15 protein-coding genes are annotated in these 16344 nt (G+C 33.6%); 6 read left to right on the top strand and 9 right to left on the bottom strand.

Annotated features, from left to right (window positions below; genetic code table 11):
• Positions 1–13: 13 nt before the first annotated feature.
• The 9 genes from Q5Y73_RS19620 to Q5Y73_RS19580 form a co-directional block, all read right to left on the bottom strand.
• A complete protein-coding gene (locus Q5Y73_RS19620) occupies positions 14–1015 on the bottom strand; it encodes a phosphotransferase (protein WP_305993618.1) in 1002 nt (333 codons plus the stop codon).
• Between the two features lie 163 nt (positions 1016–1178).
• On the bottom strand, positions 1179–1307 hold the full coding sequence (locus Q5Y73_RS19615; protein ID WP_305993617.1) for a DUF6254 family protein: 129 nt from the start codon (positions 1305–1307) through the stop codon (positions 1179–1181).
• 131 nt (positions 1308–1438) lie between these two features.
• A complete protein-coding gene (locus Q5Y73_RS19610; protein WP_305993616.1) occupies positions 1439–1603 on the bottom strand; it encodes a hypothetical protein in 165 nt (54 codons plus the stop codon).
• A gap of 296 nt (positions 1604–1899) precedes the next feature.
• The gene (locus tag Q5Y73_RS19605) at positions 1900–2916 is read right to left on the bottom strand and encodes an ABC transporter permease (RefSeq protein ID WP_305993615.1); all 1017 of its coding nucleotides are present in this window, start codon (positions 2914–2916) and stop codon (positions 1900–1902) included.
• Positions 2913–3779 carry an ABC transporter permease subunit gene (locus Q5Y73_RS19600; RefSeq protein WP_305993614.1) on the bottom strand — a complete coding sequence of 289 codons (867 nt, stop codon included), beginning with the start codon at positions 3777–3779 and terminating at the stop codon, positions 2913–2915. Before Q5Y73_RS19600 ends, Q5Y73_RS19605 begins: the two co-directional genes overlap by 4 nt.
• Before the next feature lie 179 nt (positions 3780–3958).
• Complete coding sequence (locus Q5Y73_RS19595) at positions 3959–4498, bottom strand: hypothetical protein (RefSeq protein WP_305993613.1); 540 nt, start codon at positions 4496–4498, stop codon at positions 3959–3961.
• Positions 4499–4598: 100 nt separating this feature from the next.
• Complete coding sequence (locus Q5Y73_RS19590) at positions 4599–5471, bottom strand: ABC transporter permease subunit (RefSeq protein WP_305993612.1); 873 nt, start codon at positions 5469–5471, stop codon at positions 4599–4601.
• Between the two features lie 44 nt (positions 5472–5515).
• Positions 5516–6544 (bottom strand): ABC transporter permease, encoded by a 1029-nt coding sequence (locus tag Q5Y73_RS19585; RefSeq protein ID WP_305993611.1) that lies wholly within the window; start codon positions 6542–6544, stop codon positions 5516–5518.
• A 271-nt stretch (positions 6545–6815) separates the two neighbouring features.
• On the bottom strand, positions 6816–7247 hold the full coding sequence (locus Q5Y73_RS19580) for a DUF2621 domain-containing protein (protein ID WP_305993610.1): 432 nt from the start codon (positions 7245–7247) through the stop codon (positions 6816–6818).
• Between the two features lie 286 nt (positions 7248–7533).
• On the opposite strand from Q5Y73_RS19580, the gene Q5Y73_RS19575 reads away from it, so the two are divergent.
• The 6 genes from Q5Y73_RS19575 to Q5Y73_RS19550 all read left to right on the top strand — a co-directional run bounded on the left by Q5Y73_RS19575 (position 7534) and on the right by Q5Y73_RS19550 (position 16343).
• Positions 7534–8502, top strand: coding sequence for a substrate-binding domain-containing protein (locus Q5Y73_RS19575; RefSeq protein WP_305993609.1), 969 nt, complete (start codon positions 7534–7536; stop codon positions 8500–8502).
• Positions 8499–9947, top strand: coding sequence for a sensor histidine kinase (locus Q5Y73_RS19570; RefSeq protein WP_305993608.1), 1449 nt, complete (start codon positions 8499–8501; stop codon positions 9945–9947). The genes Q5Y73_RS19575 and Q5Y73_RS19570 overlap by 4 nt, the downstream gene beginning before the upstream one ends.
• Complete coding sequence (locus Q5Y73_RS19565) at positions 9944–11488, top strand: response regulator (RefSeq protein ID WP_305993607.1); 1545 nt, start codon at positions 9944–9946, stop codon at positions 11486–11488. The genes Q5Y73_RS19570 and Q5Y73_RS19565 overlap by 4 nt, the downstream gene beginning before the upstream one ends.
• A gap of 35 nt (positions 11489–11523) precedes the next feature.
• Positions 11524–13245 (top strand): methyl-accepting chemotaxis protein, encoded by a 1722-nt coding sequence (locus tag Q5Y73_RS19560; RefSeq protein ID WP_305993606.1) that lies wholly within the window; start codon positions 11524–11526, stop codon positions 13243–13245.
• A gap of 268 nt (positions 13246–13513) precedes the next feature.
• Positions 13514–14575: a D-xylose ABC transporter substrate-binding protein gene (gene xylF, locus Q5Y73_RS19555; protein WP_305993605.1), complete on the top strand. Its 1062-nt coding sequence runs from the start codon at positions 13514–13516 to the stop codon at positions 14573–14575.
• Between the two features lie 250 nt (positions 14576–14825).
• Positions 14826–16343 (top strand): xylose ABC transporter ATP-binding protein, encoded by a 1518-nt coding sequence (locus tag Q5Y73_RS19550; RefSeq protein ID WP_305993604.1) that lies wholly within the window; start codon positions 14826–14828, stop codon positions 16341–16343.
• Position 16344 lies beyond the last annotated feature (1 nt).

Genomic DNA, 16344 nt, shown 5'->3' with positions numbered 1-16344 from the left:
ACAAATCTATCAATTACAATTCATTGTTTAACCAATTCTCTAATTTTGGGGTCATATCTGAATATTGATTTATAGCATTTATTGTGCTAATGACTTGAGAAGTCCCTAATTGCTGTTCTTCTTCGTCTGAACATTCTATCCATAGAGATCTCTTTAAATTATATTCAAGCCATCCTAGTTTTCCCCAGAATCCATTTGCTAACACCATTTTCCAATTTGCTTCTAGTATTCCAGTTCTCTTTTTATATCCATTTATAAATGCAAAAAACCTTTTCTTATCAATGTCCCCTACTTTCATTTTCGACCAATATATTGCTGTTTCTATCAAGTCTTGCAATGGATTTATATGGCCGGCTGATTCCCAATCAATTAGAATAGGATTGTCAAAGTTCCACATCACATTTTTGGGATCTAAATCCCTGTGACTAATCACATGATTGGATGCAAGCAGCTTTACTGATTCATTTGTTATTTTAGTCCAAGATTTAAGTTTCTTCATGTTTTCAAGCAGTAGTTTAACCCATTCGGAATTACTTTCTTTTCCTTTATGTAAATAGTGATCCCAATCAGTTTGCATTTCATAATTTGATCTTTCATCCAATATATTTAACTCTGAAAAGTCAGCTTTATGTATATCAGCAAGAATAGTACCTATTTTTTCACAATGGTCAGTTTCGATTTCATTAGGTTTAAGACAATGGCCATCTATCCAATCGAATATTAGATAGAAAACATTTTCGAACTCTTGTATAAAAGTATGATTACATTTTTTTGCTGGTAGAGCAGGAATGGTGTTTGATAATAAATTGGCGATTTTTTCAGAATGGATATAGTTCTGCATCGCTTCGGCTCTCATCATGATTTGAGGGTTTAATATTTTTATTGCATATTTCCCCTGTGAAGTTTCTATGACATACATTTTGTGTAAAAGCCCGCCCGATACGGCTGCTGGAGAACTAATTATTTCACCAAGCTGCGATTTTCCACACAGTTTTTTAAATTGTATATTACTCATCTTTTACCTCATTATTGCTCTTCATCATTTTTCATGTTATGTGAACTGTACAAAGAGTATAACATAGTCTATTCTGAGCAAGACAACACTTCTTCTTTTAATAAAGGAAAAATAAAAAAACTTCTTCAATGATTAAAGAAGTTTTTTTGAACAACTTTAAATCTTAAGTTTTAGTTTTTCCTTCCTTCTGTTCCTCCCAAATTTCATCAAAAGATTCAACTTTACCATGAGGTTTTGGGTTTTGCTTTTTCATTTTAAATTCATTTTCTTTTGTGCGGTTTGTTTTAGCCATGATTTAATGTCTCCTTATTAATCTAAATATAATGAAACCCTGTTGTTAAACAAGATTCTCTTTATTGGAGCACCTTTATTATGGCAATTTTTAATTGAAATTATTATTGATGTGTTTTTCAATATACCGATTTAAATTTTATGTTTCTGGCATCTTTTACAAACCTTTAAATTCTCTCCATCTTCGTTCACAATATCATAAAGTAATTTAATGCGAGTGGAATTGCAGATAGGACAAGTGCCTCTACTTCTAGCAGGTGTTTTCCACAAAGCTTTACCTCGTTTAGATTTTGCCATTATTATTCCTTCCTTTCCGAATCTATTTTGAGATGAACTATAAATCTAGATCTACTTCATGTCTATGCTAATCTATTAATTTTTTATAACTAAAGAATTAAAAAATATAAGTTTTAATGAAAACAGCATAAAAAAAGAATCTCTCCAATCGGAGAAATTCTGCTTTATAGCTAAATAAGAGAACCTGCTGCCCCCTGCTTTTGAAAAACAGATGAAGCTACACTCACTGACAAAATAGCTGTAATAATTAATAAATACGAATGTAACAGATAGAGTGTATATATCGTAAATAAATGCTATGAGCTTTTTACCAAAGAAAAATCGTCTTTTTTTATGTTTGAAACTCCTATTATAGTTTTAGATTTTATGTTTTGTTTCTTATGTATAATTTGTGGGTCAAGTTGTGTTTCTAATAAGTTCTCTATTCCTTTGGATAATCCGTTCAATAGCAATATCGTTAATGCGAAGAAAAACATAGGACCTAAGAAAATCCAGGCTTTATTGTACAATTCTAAGTAATTGGTTCCCATGAAACCAGCCCACTCATTTACATATGGTGCAGGTGAACCTCCATATTCATGATCTACAGCTGTTCCTCCAAGGAATAAATTAAAAAAGCCTAAGTGTGCCAAGATCAATAGTACTTGAATGATAATTTTAGGATATATAATAAACAATCTTAATTTTAAGTGGGGTAATAGATGTTTTCGTAAAATAAAAAAACGACTCGCTCCTAAAACTTTAGCACTTGTAATATATTCTTTTTGTAGTAATTGTACAGCTTCATTAGAAATTAAAATGGCTGTAGTAGGAAGTGTTAGTATGGATAACACAACAATTTGCAATACAATTCTTTCCGTCAATGTTGTGGTGTAACCCCCTGGAGGCTCCCACAAAAATGGAAATAACAAATTATACGCAATGATGGATTGCGGAATGAAATAAAACGAAGTGAAGAGTGTTTGCGTGATATATTTTGACTTTGATTTAGTAAATGCTCCTATAATTCCAAAAACAAATGCAAGGGCAAAGCTAAGGCATGAAATAATAAGAGAAACACCTATAGTATACATAGCACCTTTTAAAATGACATAAAACATGTCGTTGCCATCTCTATCTGTTCCCATAGGAAACTGGAAGGAAGGTGGAAATGGTGCAATGGCAATCAAATTACCTGAATCATCATTTAAAACTCTGGTTTGTGGGATTTCTCCGTTAAATACAACATTAAAAATCAAACTGCCTACAACTAAGGATAGAATGATCGTAGAACATATGAATATGACAATAATATGTTTAGTTTTTGGATTCATAGATTGAGTTCACTCCCTATCTTCTGAGAAAAGGTAAACTGTAATGTTTTTAAAATTAAAAATAAAGGTACGAATAGTAAAATGCAGGTTACAGTAAAAATAGAAGATGTATTATATGAAAACAAAAATGAAGTAACACCGAACACATTAAATAGATACTCTAATACAAGTAAATTGGATAACATGAACCAAGTAATATGTTTTCCGTGAGTTGTTAAACTAATTAAAATGTTTCTCATCATATGGATAAATAAGATTCTATATTTTTTTAATCCTTTACTTTTAGCAAGCTCAACATAAGCCATTCCTTCTTCCTCTCGTAAAATAGAGATCATTAAGCTGAAAAAAAAGAAGGTAGGCAGCACACTCAATATGATAGCTGGAACAAGGACGATATGATTGTCCATCGTTGCAACAAAATCAAACACCAAAATACCTGTTTGTTTAAAAAACCAAACAACGAAAATTTGAGTGATCACGATAAGAAAAATGTCTGGCAAAGAGCTAATGATAAAACCAATTCTTTCTATTGATTTTTTCAAGCGATGACTTGCTGAAAAGTATAAAACGATCATCGATAAAGATATAAATAAGGATATGATTAAGGCTAGAAAAAATATTTGTGCACTACTAAAGTATGCATTTAAAATAATAGGGAAGAGATTTCGTTCAACATCAGATATTGGATTGATATAAACTAGATTTTGAGGGGAAATGATGTCAGTTGTAATTGTAACGAAATTATTCCCAAAAGTGAGTAGAGAGAAATCCTTCATTTGAAAGAGAGAGATCGTTGTACTAACAAGTATGATTCCTATTATAATTAATATCATTTCAAACATCGTTTTTGATACAAACCTCACCAAATCTTTCATCCTCCCTATTGAACCAAAATCGATGTTTTTTTATTCATAATAATTGAATATTTTAACATAAAAAAACAAAACTATAAAACCTTTTTTTACCAATGGTTAAAACAAAAAAAACTCCTACTGGAGTTTTTTTTGTTAAGGTGGGCTTATTTGTCTTTTTAAATCATGAGTCATGAATGATGGACTAAACCAAAATCATTTTTAGTTAAGTTTGAAGCCTCTTTTTCTTTTTTGGATGTATTTAAAATCTTCTTAGATTTCATTTGTGTCTTCGAATTTATATCCAGCAATCCTTCCATTCCTTTCGAGATTCCACTTAGCAACAGAATAGTAAGTGTTAAAAATAACATAGGACCTAAGAAAATCCACCAAGAATTGTGCAGATTTAAGTAATGCAAACCGATCATGCTAGCCCACTCTTCAATAAATGGCTTTGGTGGATCACACGGGAAATCATCATAACAAATATCTGTGCCTCCAAAGTAAAGCTTGAAATAACTTAAATGAGCGATTATAAGTAAAGACTGAATGACAATTTTAGGATAAATAATAAATAAACGCAGTTTTATGTGAGGCAGAAGGTGTTTGTAAAAAATATAGAACGTACTTCCCCCTAAAACCATAGTGCTTGTAATAAAATCTTTCTGAAGAATCTGCTTTGTTTCATTTGAAATTAGAATCGCTGTTGTTGGTGCAAGAATAAGAGCCATGATTACGATTTAAATACTGTAAAGATTAGACTTCCAATCATCATGAATAAGACCAAGGACGAACAGATTGAAATGATTAGAATACTTTTTGTTTTTTTACTCATAAGTTCATATCACTCCCTATTCTTCGTTCAAATGTAAATTCTAATATTTTTAGTAACATGAAGAATGGTAAAAAAATGAATATAGAAGTGACTGCAAAGATAGACGGTTCCCCATACGAAAATAAAAAGGGAGTAACTCCAAAAACATTATACAAATATTCCAACATTAATAAATTGGATAACATAAGCCACATAATATGTTTGCCGTGGTTGGTCAAGCTGATTAAAACATTTCTCATCATATGCATAAATAGAATTCTGTATTTTCTTAAACCTTTGCTTTTGGCAAGCTCAACATAAGACATTTCTTCCTCTTCTTTTAAAATGGTAACCATTAATATGAAGAAAAAGAAGGTAGGGAGTACACTTAGCGTGATGGCTGGGAGAAGGACGATTGGATTCCCCATGGTTGCAGCAACATCAAGGATCAATATTCCAGTTCTTTTAAAAAACCATACAATGAAGATTTGAAAAATACCGATAATGAATATATCAGGTAATGAACTAATTACATATCCTATACCTTCAATTGATTTCTTAATACGTTCACTTACAGAAAAATATAAGACTAATAAAAATACGGATATAAACAACGATATGATTAACGCTAGAAAAAAAATTTTCATACTATTGAAATAAGCCTCAAATATAATAGGGAATAGATTTCTTTCTTCACCAGACAATGGATTAATATAAATTAAATCATGTGGTGTAGCTAATTCCTTAGCGATTCCCCAAACGGTCTTTCCATAATTCAATAGAGAGATATCATTTAATTGAAAGAGGGGTATGGCTGCACTGACTAACATAATTCCTGCGATAATTAGTGAAATTTCAAAAAAAGTTCTTGTGAAAAATGTTTGCTTCATCTTTGTCATCCTCCCTTATAATATAAATAATGAACTTGCCCTCTTTAAGAACGATGGACTAAACCGAAGTCTTTTTTAGTTAGGTTAGAAGCCTTTTGTTCTTTTTTTGATGAATTTAAAACTTTACTTGATTTGACATGTTTTATTGGTTTTATATCCAGCAATCCTTCCATTCCTTTTGAAACTCCACTTAGAAGCAGTATAGTTAGTGTTAAAAATAACATTGGACCTAGGAATATCCACCAATAAATATGCAAGTCCGCGTAATACATACCTATCATACTTGCCCATTCCTCTATAAATGGTTTCGGTGGGTCGCATAAGAGATCATCATAACAAATATCTGTACCTCCAAAGTAAAGCCCGAAATAACTTAAGTGAGCGATAATTAGTAAAGACTGAATAACAATTTTAGGGAAAATGATAAATAAACGCAGTTTTAAGTGAGGCAGCAGGTGTTTGTAAAAAATATAGAACTTACCTCCCCCTAAAATGATCGTACTAGTAATAAAGTCTTTCTGAAGAATCTGCTTTGTTTCACTTGAAATTAGAATCGCTGTTGTTGGGGCTAGGATGCCTGCTAATATTATGATTTGTAAAAGTATTCTTTCAGTCAATGTTGTAGTAAAACCTTCATAAGGTTCCCATAGTAAAGGATGTAACATGTTATACGCAATGATGGATTGTGGAATGAAATAAAATGAAGTAAACAAGGTTTGCGTGATGTATTTTGATTTAGATTTTGAGAATCCAGCTAGAATTCCAAATACAAATGCAAACAAAAAGCTTAACACAGAGATTAGCAGGGCAACACCTAACGTAATTTGTGCACCTTCTAAAATACGATAAAACATATGATTTCCGTCTCGGTCTGTTCCAAATGGGATTTGTAATGATGGTGGAAATGGCATAGACCCAATAATTTGATCTGGATCATCCTTATCATATAATATGTTGGTTTTCGGAATTTCCCCATTAAACGAAAAGGTAAAAACTAGACTTCCAATGAGCAGCAATAATATGAGTGAGGAACAGATTGAAATTAGTAGAATGCTTTTTGTTTTTTTACTCATAAGCTCAACTCACTTCCTATGAATGCCTGAGATCATTAGTGAAAATTCAAAAAAAGTTTTAGTTAAAAATTGTTGCTTCATCTCTGTCACCCTTTCTTACATGATATCCAAATGTGAAATTTGGTTTTTTATTCATATCAAATGAATATTTTAACACATTAAGAAAGTTCTTCAAAAACTTTTTTTACCAGTGGTTGAGAATTTTGAGATTAAAATACAAAAAATCCTCTTCAATGAACTGAAGAGGATTCAAAGTAATGATGGTGTTTCATCATGCTTTTTTTAACAAATGTTTATAAGCTGAATAATCAATTTTATTTTTTTCAAGAAAAGTGATTAAACTTCGATAATCTCTTTTCGGTGTTGCTAATATATAACCTTCAATACAATGTTCTCGTGTAACCTCAGATGCATTATGTTCAAGTGCAACCTGTCCTATTTTAGCAGCAATAGTATGTTTTGCAATATCACGAAAGGCAGTAGGAACAGGAGAAACTAATTCTTCTAAAAAGTCCTTGGATTCCTCAGTCCATAAATGCCTGCTTTTTTCAACATAGTGGTTTTGCCAATCCAATTTGGATTTGCCATCAGCCTGTGGAAGTACTTTTAAAAATTTTCTAAACATGAAATATCCGCCAATTGACATAAAGCTGATCAGAATAAATACCCATACAAAAATAAACCATGAAAACCCTGTTGACATTAATTTTTTCACCTCATAACAAAAATACACTTGCTGATTAAAATTATATCTTATTTTTTCGCAAATTTCGAGCATAGCCTTTTTGATCATTCATCCTACGTTAACGATGTGTTACAATAAAGTGAATCTTGCTTTCAGTGGGAGTTTTATCTCCCGTTGAAAGTTAGATGGTCTTATCAGGTGAAAAGCAAGTTGTTATCTCCCTCTTGAAGAAGAGGGAGTTTTACAGCATGTAGAACGTGGTAAATTGAAAAAATGACATGTATCGTTGTGAAAGGGTAAACAAATGAGAAATGCAATCATCATAGCTTTATCTATTGGGTGTCTTGTGACAATGGTCATCTCTGCTTACTTTATTATTAATATGTATCAGGATAATTCAGTCCTTTATTCAGATCTTAATGAAAACGATTTAAATAAATATCGAATTGTGTTAATATCGGATCGCTTAGGTAACGTATCTTGGGATGAGCTTGTCGCCGGTGCTGAATTTATTGCAGAAAATAACAATACTGCTTTGGATGTTTGGGGAACATACCGTACCAATCAGAGTGAAGTCATCAAACAAATTGAAATTGCAATCGCTTCAAAAGTGGATGGGATTCTTGTACAAGGCATAGACCATCCAGATTTCACTGAGGTTGTAGATCAGGCCTCTATTAAAGGGATTCCGGTGATTACCATTGGATCAGATGCACCAGACAGTCTAAGAAGGACTTATGTGGGTGTTGATCATTATAAGGAAGGAATACAGATAGCGGAGTATATTGAGAACACTGTAAATACACCAGCTAAAGTATGTTTTGTGGCTGGAGAAGATTCGATAAACTTACAGAAAATGAGACAACATGGGGTTTTGGATACTTTATTAGAAAATGACGGAATTGATTTGGGAACACCTTATGCGTTTACTGACTCTATAAAATCTGATCAATATGAGGCTATTTCTGTTTTAAATGAGAATCCAAATTGCAAACATATTGTAGCACTAAATTCAAATGCAGCGAGCCAAATTGTTAAAACGATTAAGATGAGGTCGAGAATCGATAACTACTCTATTTATACTTTTGAAAATAATTCGGAAATAATAGATTTGTTAAAAGATGGGGTGATTAAGGCGACATTAGAACATCATCCAAAAGAGATCGGAGTCAATAGCATGGTGAAGATGCTGAAATGGTTAGAAGGGAAAGAAATACCGCTGGATAAATATTACTATACTCCTAGCAAAGTGATAACGGAGTCTGACTTATGAATACAATCCAAAAAAAAATCATATTATTGTCTCTATTTATATGGGTTATGATGTTGGGCATATGGCTGTTTATGAGCTATCATAATCAAAAAACGATTGAACAGTACAATCAAATATTGCAAAGATATTTGCTTATGAACCAAGCTTCACATTTAAGTGAAAATCTGATCGCTAATTTGCACCAGTATATTCTAGACCCTACAGATGAACAGCTTTATTTATATGAAAATAAAAAAATAGAAATGCAAATTACGAAGGGTCAATTGAAATCGTTGCGAAATGCAGATAATTACATGGAGTTAATGGATTATGAAAATATGATCGACAGTCAATTAGAGCTGACAGAGTTGGTGTTAGTCTCTCTTGAGAATGAACGTCAGGAATTAGCAGCATCACATCTAGATCAAGCAACTAAAATATCGGACTATATTTCTGAAATGACACTCACCATTTTGAACAAAGAGTTGAAAACATACAATCAGTTTTATCGCTCTATTATTGAACAAAGTTCCAATTTAGAAAAAATGGGGTTTTGGGTTTTATTAATGACCTCTTTTCTTCTGTTGCTGTTTTCGTATTTGTTCACAGGCAGTATCACACGTCCTATTTTAAAATTAACCTTAGCTTTCAAAGAGATTTCCAGAGGAAAATTTGATCGAAAAATTAACATAAACAGCAATGATGAAATTGGATTTTTAGCCAATGTATTTGAACACATGCGAAACGACATAAAAAAACTGATCGGAGAAATGAAGGAAAAGGCTAAAATTGAAAGAGATTTGAATGAACATAAACTGCTTTTAAAGGAAAGTGAATTAAAAAGCTTGCAAAGCCAGATTAATCCTCATTTCTTATTTAATACTTTGAATACGTTATCTAAAAAGGCTTATTTAGAGGAAGCGTATGAAACTAGTGATCTGATTACTTCTGTTTCGAATTTATTGAGATATAACTTAAGGCAAATGGGGACAACCGTAACTATACTCGAGGAAATGAAAGGCGTGCAGGAGTATTTGGCGATTCAAAAAGCGAGATTTTTTGATCGAGTGCAGTATGGCATTGATATAGACGGCAAATGTTTTTCTTTTGAGATACCCTCTTTAACGATTCAACCTTTTGTTGAGAATGCTTTTATCCATGCGATTGAACCCTCTGAGGAAGGTGGAGAAATTCACATTATCATCAAGGATCAACCAGAGCACGTTATGATTTGTATTGAAGATATAGGAAAAGGAATGTCGGAGGAACAAGTAAATGCGATATTAAAGGGTAACCTGTCTAATGAATATAAGGGACATTCTACTGGAATTGGGACTAGCAATGTGATTAACAGATTAAGGCTGCATTATGGAGTGCATGATGTTATACAAATTTCAAGCATTCCAGATAAAGGGACCAAAATCACACTCATGCTACCAAAGAGGAGGAAGGATGATACAAAATGAATAAAATCCTCATCGTAGATGATGAAGCAATAGAGAGAATGGCATTGCAAAAAATTCTAGAAAAGCATATTGATAATATCCAGATTGTTGGACAGGCTAGCAACGGTAAAAAAGCAATTGAAATGGCAGAGCAGTTAGAGCCAGATCTTATCATGATGGATATAAGAATGCCAGAGGTTGATGGATTGGATGCTGTAAGAAAAATTAAAGATTTTTCACCTTTTGTCCGATTTATAATGGTATCGGCATATGATACTTTTGAATATGCAAGGACTGCTCTTCGATTGCAGGTGAAAGATTACATACTTAAACCCAGCAGACCTGTTGACATTGTGAAGGCTGTAAAAAAAGTATTAGAGGAAATTAATTGTGAAAAAAAGGAAAGGGAGGTTCGACTGCAAAGTGAGGAGCGTCTTGAAAAGGTATTGCCTATAGTAGAAGCGGACTTGGTCACACAATTGTTGTTTGAGCATATGCAAGAAATACAATTGGATGAAATGCTAGAGTTGCTCGGCATGTCTGACATTGAAAATACATACGTGCTTTTGCTTGTCATTCAATCGGAAGCATCAGATTCAAGTCGCTTTTTGGAGTTATATCGAGAAATGAAACATTTTTTTCATCAAGAAGAGAACGGTTTCGTAGGTGCTTTGTCTGGTAAACATATACCGATTATTGTGATTCCAGATCAAGATAAAACTTATCGCTCTCATGCGTCTAGTTTAATTAGAAGATTGTTTAATTTTTCAAATCGCTTTGAAGGCATGCATTTTTTTATTGGTGTTGGGAAACCCTGCGTTCAAATTGAAAACATTCAAAGCTCCTATCATGAAGCGTTATTAGCGTCAGCAGATTTAGATTTACCTGCCAAACATTTATTTTACGAGGATTTGAATAAATTAAGTTCACATTCAAGTACTTTAGATCTAGATTTAGAAAAAAGCATTTTAGAAGAAACAAGAAAAGGTAGCGTAAATCAATTGCTTGAATTAATGAATCAGTTGATTATAAACTATGAATCGAGCAAAAGGCCTTTCATTGAAATCCAACAAAGAGTTTTACAAGTATTATGGTTGATTAGTCGAAATATGAATGAAATGGGTTTTGATGTTGAGAGTCCTCTTATTTTTTCTCATATTGAAAATGTGCAACAATTAAAAACAGAAGCCAATGTCATCTTAAGAAAAATGATTCAGCCATTTGAAGAGATGAGTGCACCTGTTGCACCAGATTTACTGTCAAGAATGAAGAACTACGTTTATGAAAATGCGAACCATGAAATATCCTTAGAAATGCTTGCAGACTATGTGAAATTAAGTCCTTATTATGTAAGCAAGCTTTTTAAAGAACAGTTTGGAACCAACTATATTGATTTCCTAACACAATGTCGGCTTGAACGTGCAATCCAATTAATGAAAGACCCACAAATCAGTTTGAAAGAAATTACATATGAAATTGGCTATAAAGATCCAAATTATTTCAGTAGGGTTTTTAAAAAGAAATACGGTGTTTCTCCTACGGAATATAGAAAAAATAAGTGACTGCACAATAGAATAGAATGAGAGGGGAAGGTTGTTTGAAGAATGATAAGATGAAAGCAAAGCTATCTATTCGAATTAAGCTAAGTATCGCATTTGGGTTGTTATGTCTCTTTATTATTTTCGGTGGACTGTTTTTCTTATTATCAGGCAATAAGTCTAATGAAAACACAAAGATTATCACAAACTTTTGGATGCCGACTGTTTCAGAAGCATATCAAATTAAATTAATTGCACAAGAGTATAGGGAGATAGAAGGATTATACCTTGCAAATCAGACCGCTGATGTAGTAAGTGGAATGGAGGAAAAACAACAAGAATTAACGGAAGCTGTTGACTCCTATTTATTACATTCGTTATCAGATGAGGGTAAAAAAACAGCTTCTGTGTTTCAGATGCAATTTGAAGCCTATCAAGCTACTCATATGAACATGATAGAGCAAGTTCAGAATGGGAATGCAGCGGGTGCACAATATATTTATGAGACAAATGCTTATCGTAATTATATGGATCTTCATGTACTTTTAGATGAATTAATTGAGATTAGCTTAGATGGCATGAATGGTGTGGTGCAAAGCAATCAGTCTCAATATGAGTTAAGCCGTAGCTTTACGTTGATTTCTATGATTGTAGTTATTGTTTTATCTGTTTTCCTTTCTATTTGGACAACTCGTTCCGTTATGAATCCGATTGGTAAAATAAATGAAGTGTTGAAGGATTTAAGTGAATCAAAAGGAGACCTTAGTGAACGTGTGAACATTCATTCTGGAGATGAAATTCAGGATACTGGGGATTATGTTAATAAAATTTTAGAAACGATCAACAATATGGTGTCTCAAATTCGCAATTCAACGGAACATGTTGTATCCTCTTCAAAACAAATCACGACTCATTGCCAGGAACTGTCACTTGCTTCCAACGAAATATCATCTGCGGCAGTTAACATGAGCGATCAATCGATTATACAGAGTGAAAAAACGCAAGATACTAAAACTTCATTACAACAATCTTACGACAAGTTAAGTTCTGTTGCTTCCTATGCAGAGGAAACTTATGGATTGGCTAAAAATGCGGATGGATACTCTGAAAAAGGGAATAAACAAGTTCAAGATTTATTAAATCAAATGGAGCAAATAAAGAAGCAAACAAATGTAACTAACCAATCCATCCAGTATTTCCAACAAACTTTACAGAAAATAGAGGAAATTAACACCATCATTGAGGAAGTGTCTCGTCAAACTAATTTATTATCAATTAATGCAGGCATAGAAGCTTCACGCGCTGGAGAGCATGGGAAGGGGTTTGCAGTAATCGCGAAAGAAATTAGGGGGCTGTCCAAACAAACGAGTCATTCATCCGTAAATATTGTAGCTTTAATTCAAGAAATACAGGAGAAGTTAATCGAAATTGTTCAGCAATCAGATCAAAGTACTGAAATTATACGACAAGGAAGCAAAAGCATGGAGGAGCTGCAAGATACGTTTAGTTTGATTTTTGAATTGAACAACAAGGTGAAAACGAATGGTGAATTAACGAAGGAAGAAGCAAGTTTTGTTTTGGAAAATGTGAGAGAAATTGTTGTTATTTTTGATAATATCAATGGTCTTGTGCAAGAACAGTCTGCTTCTAATGAAGAGGTTGCAGCTTCATCTCAGCAACAGCAAGCGAATACAGAACATATTTTAGATCAAACAAAACAACTGTCTCATGAGGCAGAATCTCTTAGAAAACTAGTAGCACAATTTAACAATAAATTGTAGTAGAAGAAATCCTAGAATTGATAATTACCCATCTGTCTTTTCTATCTTTGCCTATAAGGCTCGCCAATCGGCGAGTTTTCTTTATGTAATAGAAGTCTAATGGAGTGTTGATTCAGTACAAAACTTCATTGAAAGCAAGATTCTCTCTATATGAACTTAAAAAAATGCTGGATATACCAAAAAAGTACAGACGATTGAACATCACAAGAAAGCGATTTCTTGATAATCTTAATTGTGTAAATACTTATATTAAAAAGGAGAGGTACAAATGAGCACAAAGTTTAAAAAGTTTGGGGTATTGTTGCTTGCTTTAGTTTTTGTATTTTCATTAGCTGCTTGTGGTAACAGCGATGAAGGAACAGAAGGCGGAGGAAGTGACGATGGTGAATCAAGTGACGATAAGATTGTAATCGGTTTCTCAATGGATACATTACAAGAAGAGCGCTGGCAAAGAGACCGTGACTTCTTTGTTGAAAAAGCAGAGGCGTTAGGTGCTGAAGTATTAGTTCAATCTGCAAACAGTGACGATGCAAAACAAATTTCTCAAGCTGAGAATTTAATAAGCCAAGGGGTAGACGTATTAGTTGTTGTTCCTCATTCAGCTAAAGCAGCAGCAGCAATTGTTGAAAAAGCTCACGAAGCTGGAATCAAAGTTTTATCTTATGACCGTTTAATTAAAGAAGCGGATGTAGATCTATATGTTTCTTTTGATAACGAGCGTGTAGGTGAAATGCAAGCTACAGCAATCGTAGAAGCTGCACCAACTGGAAATTATGTATTAATCGAGGGTGCAGATACGGATAACAATGCACACTTATTTAAACAAGGTCAAATGAACATTCTTCAACCATTAGTTGATAAAGGTGATATTACAATCGTTTATGAGCAGTTTACTGAAGGTTGGGATCCTGCAAATGCATTAGCAAATATGGAAAATGCATTAACTGTAAACGAAAACAACATTGATGCAGTAGTTGCTGCAAACGATGGTACAGCTGGTGGAGTTATCCAAGCATTAGAGCAACAAGGATTAGCGGGTCAAGTTCCTGTATCTGGGCAAGATGCTGAGCTTGCTGGAATTCAAAGAATCGTTGAAGGCACACAAACAATGACTGTTTATAAGCCAATCAAAGATTTAGCTTATAATTCTGCTCAATTAGCAATTGACTTAGCAAACGGTAAAACTATTGAAACTGAAAAAGTTGTAAACAATGACTTTAAAGATGTTCCATCTATTCTTTTAGATCCAATCCCAGTTAGTAAAGATAACATTGATGAAACTGTTATAGCTGATGGGTTCCACTCTGAAGAGGATGTATACGCAGAATAATCTTTAATCTTTTAGCGGGGAAAATGAAGGATTAATTCCTTCACTTCCCCCCCTTTTTTAGAGGATAGGAAAGGAATAGGATAAAATGAACATGCCTTTTCCAATCAGAAGGATTCTTAGGATAGGTGGCTATTGTAAAAGATTCTATCCTCAAAAAAAGGCATGAAATGAATAAGAATATTATTACTGATCTTCTCGAGGTTAAAATCGAGTTTTTTGCAACAAGTACTATACAGAGGGGAGAACAAAAATGACAATTGCGTTGGAAATGAAACAAATCACCAAAGAATTTCCTGGTGTAAAAGCTTTGGATGAAGTGACATTTAAAGTAAGCAAAGGTGAGGTTCATGCATTATGTGGGGAGAACGGTGCAGGGAAATCAACCTTAATGAAAGTCTTAAGCGGCTTGTATCCAGAGGGAACCTATGAGGGTGAAATCCTCGTAGATGGGGAGAAAAAAGCCTTTACGAATATAAGAGATGCTGAAGAAGCTGGGATAGCGATTATTTATCAGGAATTGGCGATGGTAAGAGGGATGACGGTTGCAGAGAATTTATTTTTAGGAAATGAACCTCAAAAGCTAGGCGTCATTCAATGGGATTATGTGTACAGTGAGACAGAAAAATGGTTAGCTCAAGTAGGATTGGAAGGAATTAGACCTGACCAAATTACGGGTGAATTAGGAATTGGTCAGCAGCAGCTAATTGAAATTGCAAAGGCGCTATCGAAGAATGCAAATATTTTGATATTAGACGAGCCTACCGCAGCACTTACAGAAAAAGAAGTTGAGATATTATTAAATATACTAAGAGAGTTCAAGAAACGCGGTGTAACTTGCATATATATTTCTCACAAGTTAAATGAAGTATTTGATATTGCAGATTCCATTACGATTTTACGGGATGGGCAAACAGTAGCAACACATGACACAGCGGATATTGATGAAGACAAGGTGATTTCATTAATGGTTGGACGTGAATTAACGGAAAGATTCCCACGTGTAGAAGCCAATCCAGGGGATGTAGTACTATCAGTTAAAAATTATTCTGTGAAAGATCCCGATCAAGCAGGTAAATACTTGATAGACGATGTGTCCTTTGAAGTGAAAAAAGGGGAAATATTAGGTATCTCTGGTTTGATGGGAGCGGGTCGTACTGAATTAGTCATGAGTCTATTTGGAACCTACGCTGGTTTGACAAGTGGCGAGGTTGAAATTGATGGAGAGAAAGTAAAGATTAAAAATACCGAACATGCGATTAAAAAGGGTCTTGCATTAGTATCAGAGGATCGTAAGAAATATGGTTTGGTTTTAGGCATGAGTATTCAAAACAATATTACCCTTCCAAGCTTAAAATGGATTTCACCGTATGGTGTGATTAGTGAAAATGAAGAGATCAAGCATTCAAAATTATACCATCAATCATTGCGAATCAAAGCCCCATCTGTTGAAAGTATAGTCGGAAACTTAAGTGGTGGAAATCAACAGAAGGTCGTTTTAGGGAAATGGTTGATGACCGAACCTAAAGTGCTTATTGTGGATGAGCCTACACGTGGTATTGATGTTGGTGCTAAATTTGAGATTTATAATATCATGAATGAGCTGATCAAAAAGGGTGTAGCGATTATTATGATCTCATCTGAATTGCCAGAAGTACTAGGAATAAGCCATCGAGTTTTAGTATTAAATGAAGGAAAACTCACAGGTGAGTTTGATTATAAAGATGCAACGCAAGAGAAAATAATGGTAGCAGCAACAGGAGGTAAGTAGA

Origin of the sequence: Chengkuizengella axinellae (assembly GCF_030730905.1) — a bacterium.
In the GTDB taxonomy this organism is placed as follows: domain Bacteria; phylum Bacillota; class Bacilli; order Paenibacillales; family KCTC-33759; genus Chengkuizengella; species Chengkuizengella axinellae.
The sequence above is the reverse complement of the archived record's forward strand: the minus strand, read 5'-3'. Positions and strand labels throughout refer to the sequence as shown.

Excerpts from the sequence above, each read along its gene's own strand:
- Q5Y73_RS19585 (WP_305993611.1), bottom strand. The coding sequence starts at position 6,544 with ATGAGTAAAAAAACAAAAAGCATTCTACTAATTTCAATCTGTTCCTCA.
- Q5Y73_RS19590 (WP_305993612.1), bottom strand. The coding sequence starts at position 5,471 with ATGAAGCAAACATTTTTCACAAGAACTTTTTTTGAAATTTCACTAATT.
- xylF (WP_305993605.1), top strand. The coding sequence starts at position 13,514 with ATGAGCACAAAGTTTAAAAAGTTTGGGGTATTGTTGCTTGCTTTAGTT.
- Q5Y73_RS19565 (WP_305993607.1), top strand. The coding sequence starts at position 9,944 with ATGAATAAAATCCTCATCGTAGATGATGAAGCAATAGAGAGAATGGCA.
- Q5Y73_RS19610 (WP_305993616.1), bottom strand. The coding sequence starts at position 1,603 with ATGGCAAAATCTAAACGAGGTAAAGCTTTGTGGAAAACACCTGCTAGA.
- Q5Y73_RS19570 (WP_305993608.1), top strand. The coding sequence starts at position 8,499 with ATGAATACAATCCAAAAAAAAATCATATTATTGTCTCTATTTATATGG.
- Q5Y73_RS19580 (WP_305993610.1), bottom strand. The coding sequence starts at position 7,247 with ATGTCAACAGGGTTTTCATGGTTTATTTTTGTATGGGTATTTATTCTG.
- Q5Y73_RS19575 (WP_305993609.1), top strand. The coding sequence starts at position 7,534 with ATGAGAAATGCAATCATCATAGCTTTATCTATTGGGTGTCTTGTGACA.
- Q5Y73_RS19605 (WP_305993615.1), bottom strand. The coding sequence starts at position 2,916 with ATGAATCCAAAAACTAAACATATTATTGTCATATTCATATGTTCTACG.
- Q5Y73_RS19615 (WP_305993617.1), bottom strand. The coding sequence starts at position 1,307 with ATGGCTAAAACAAACCGCACAAAAGAAAATGAATTTAAAATGAAAAAG.
- Q5Y73_RS19595 (WP_305993613.1), bottom strand. The coding sequence starts at position 4,498 with ATGGCTCTTATTCTTGCACCAACAACAGCGATTCTAATTTCAAATGAA.
- Q5Y73_RS19620 (WP_305993618.1), bottom strand. The coding sequence starts at position 1,015 with ATGAGTAATATACAATTTAAAAAACTGTGTGGAAAATCGCAGCTTGGT.
- Q5Y73_RS19550 (WP_305993604.1), top strand. The coding sequence starts at position 14,826 with ATGACAATTGCGTTGGAAATGAAACAAATCACCAAAGAATTTCCTGGT.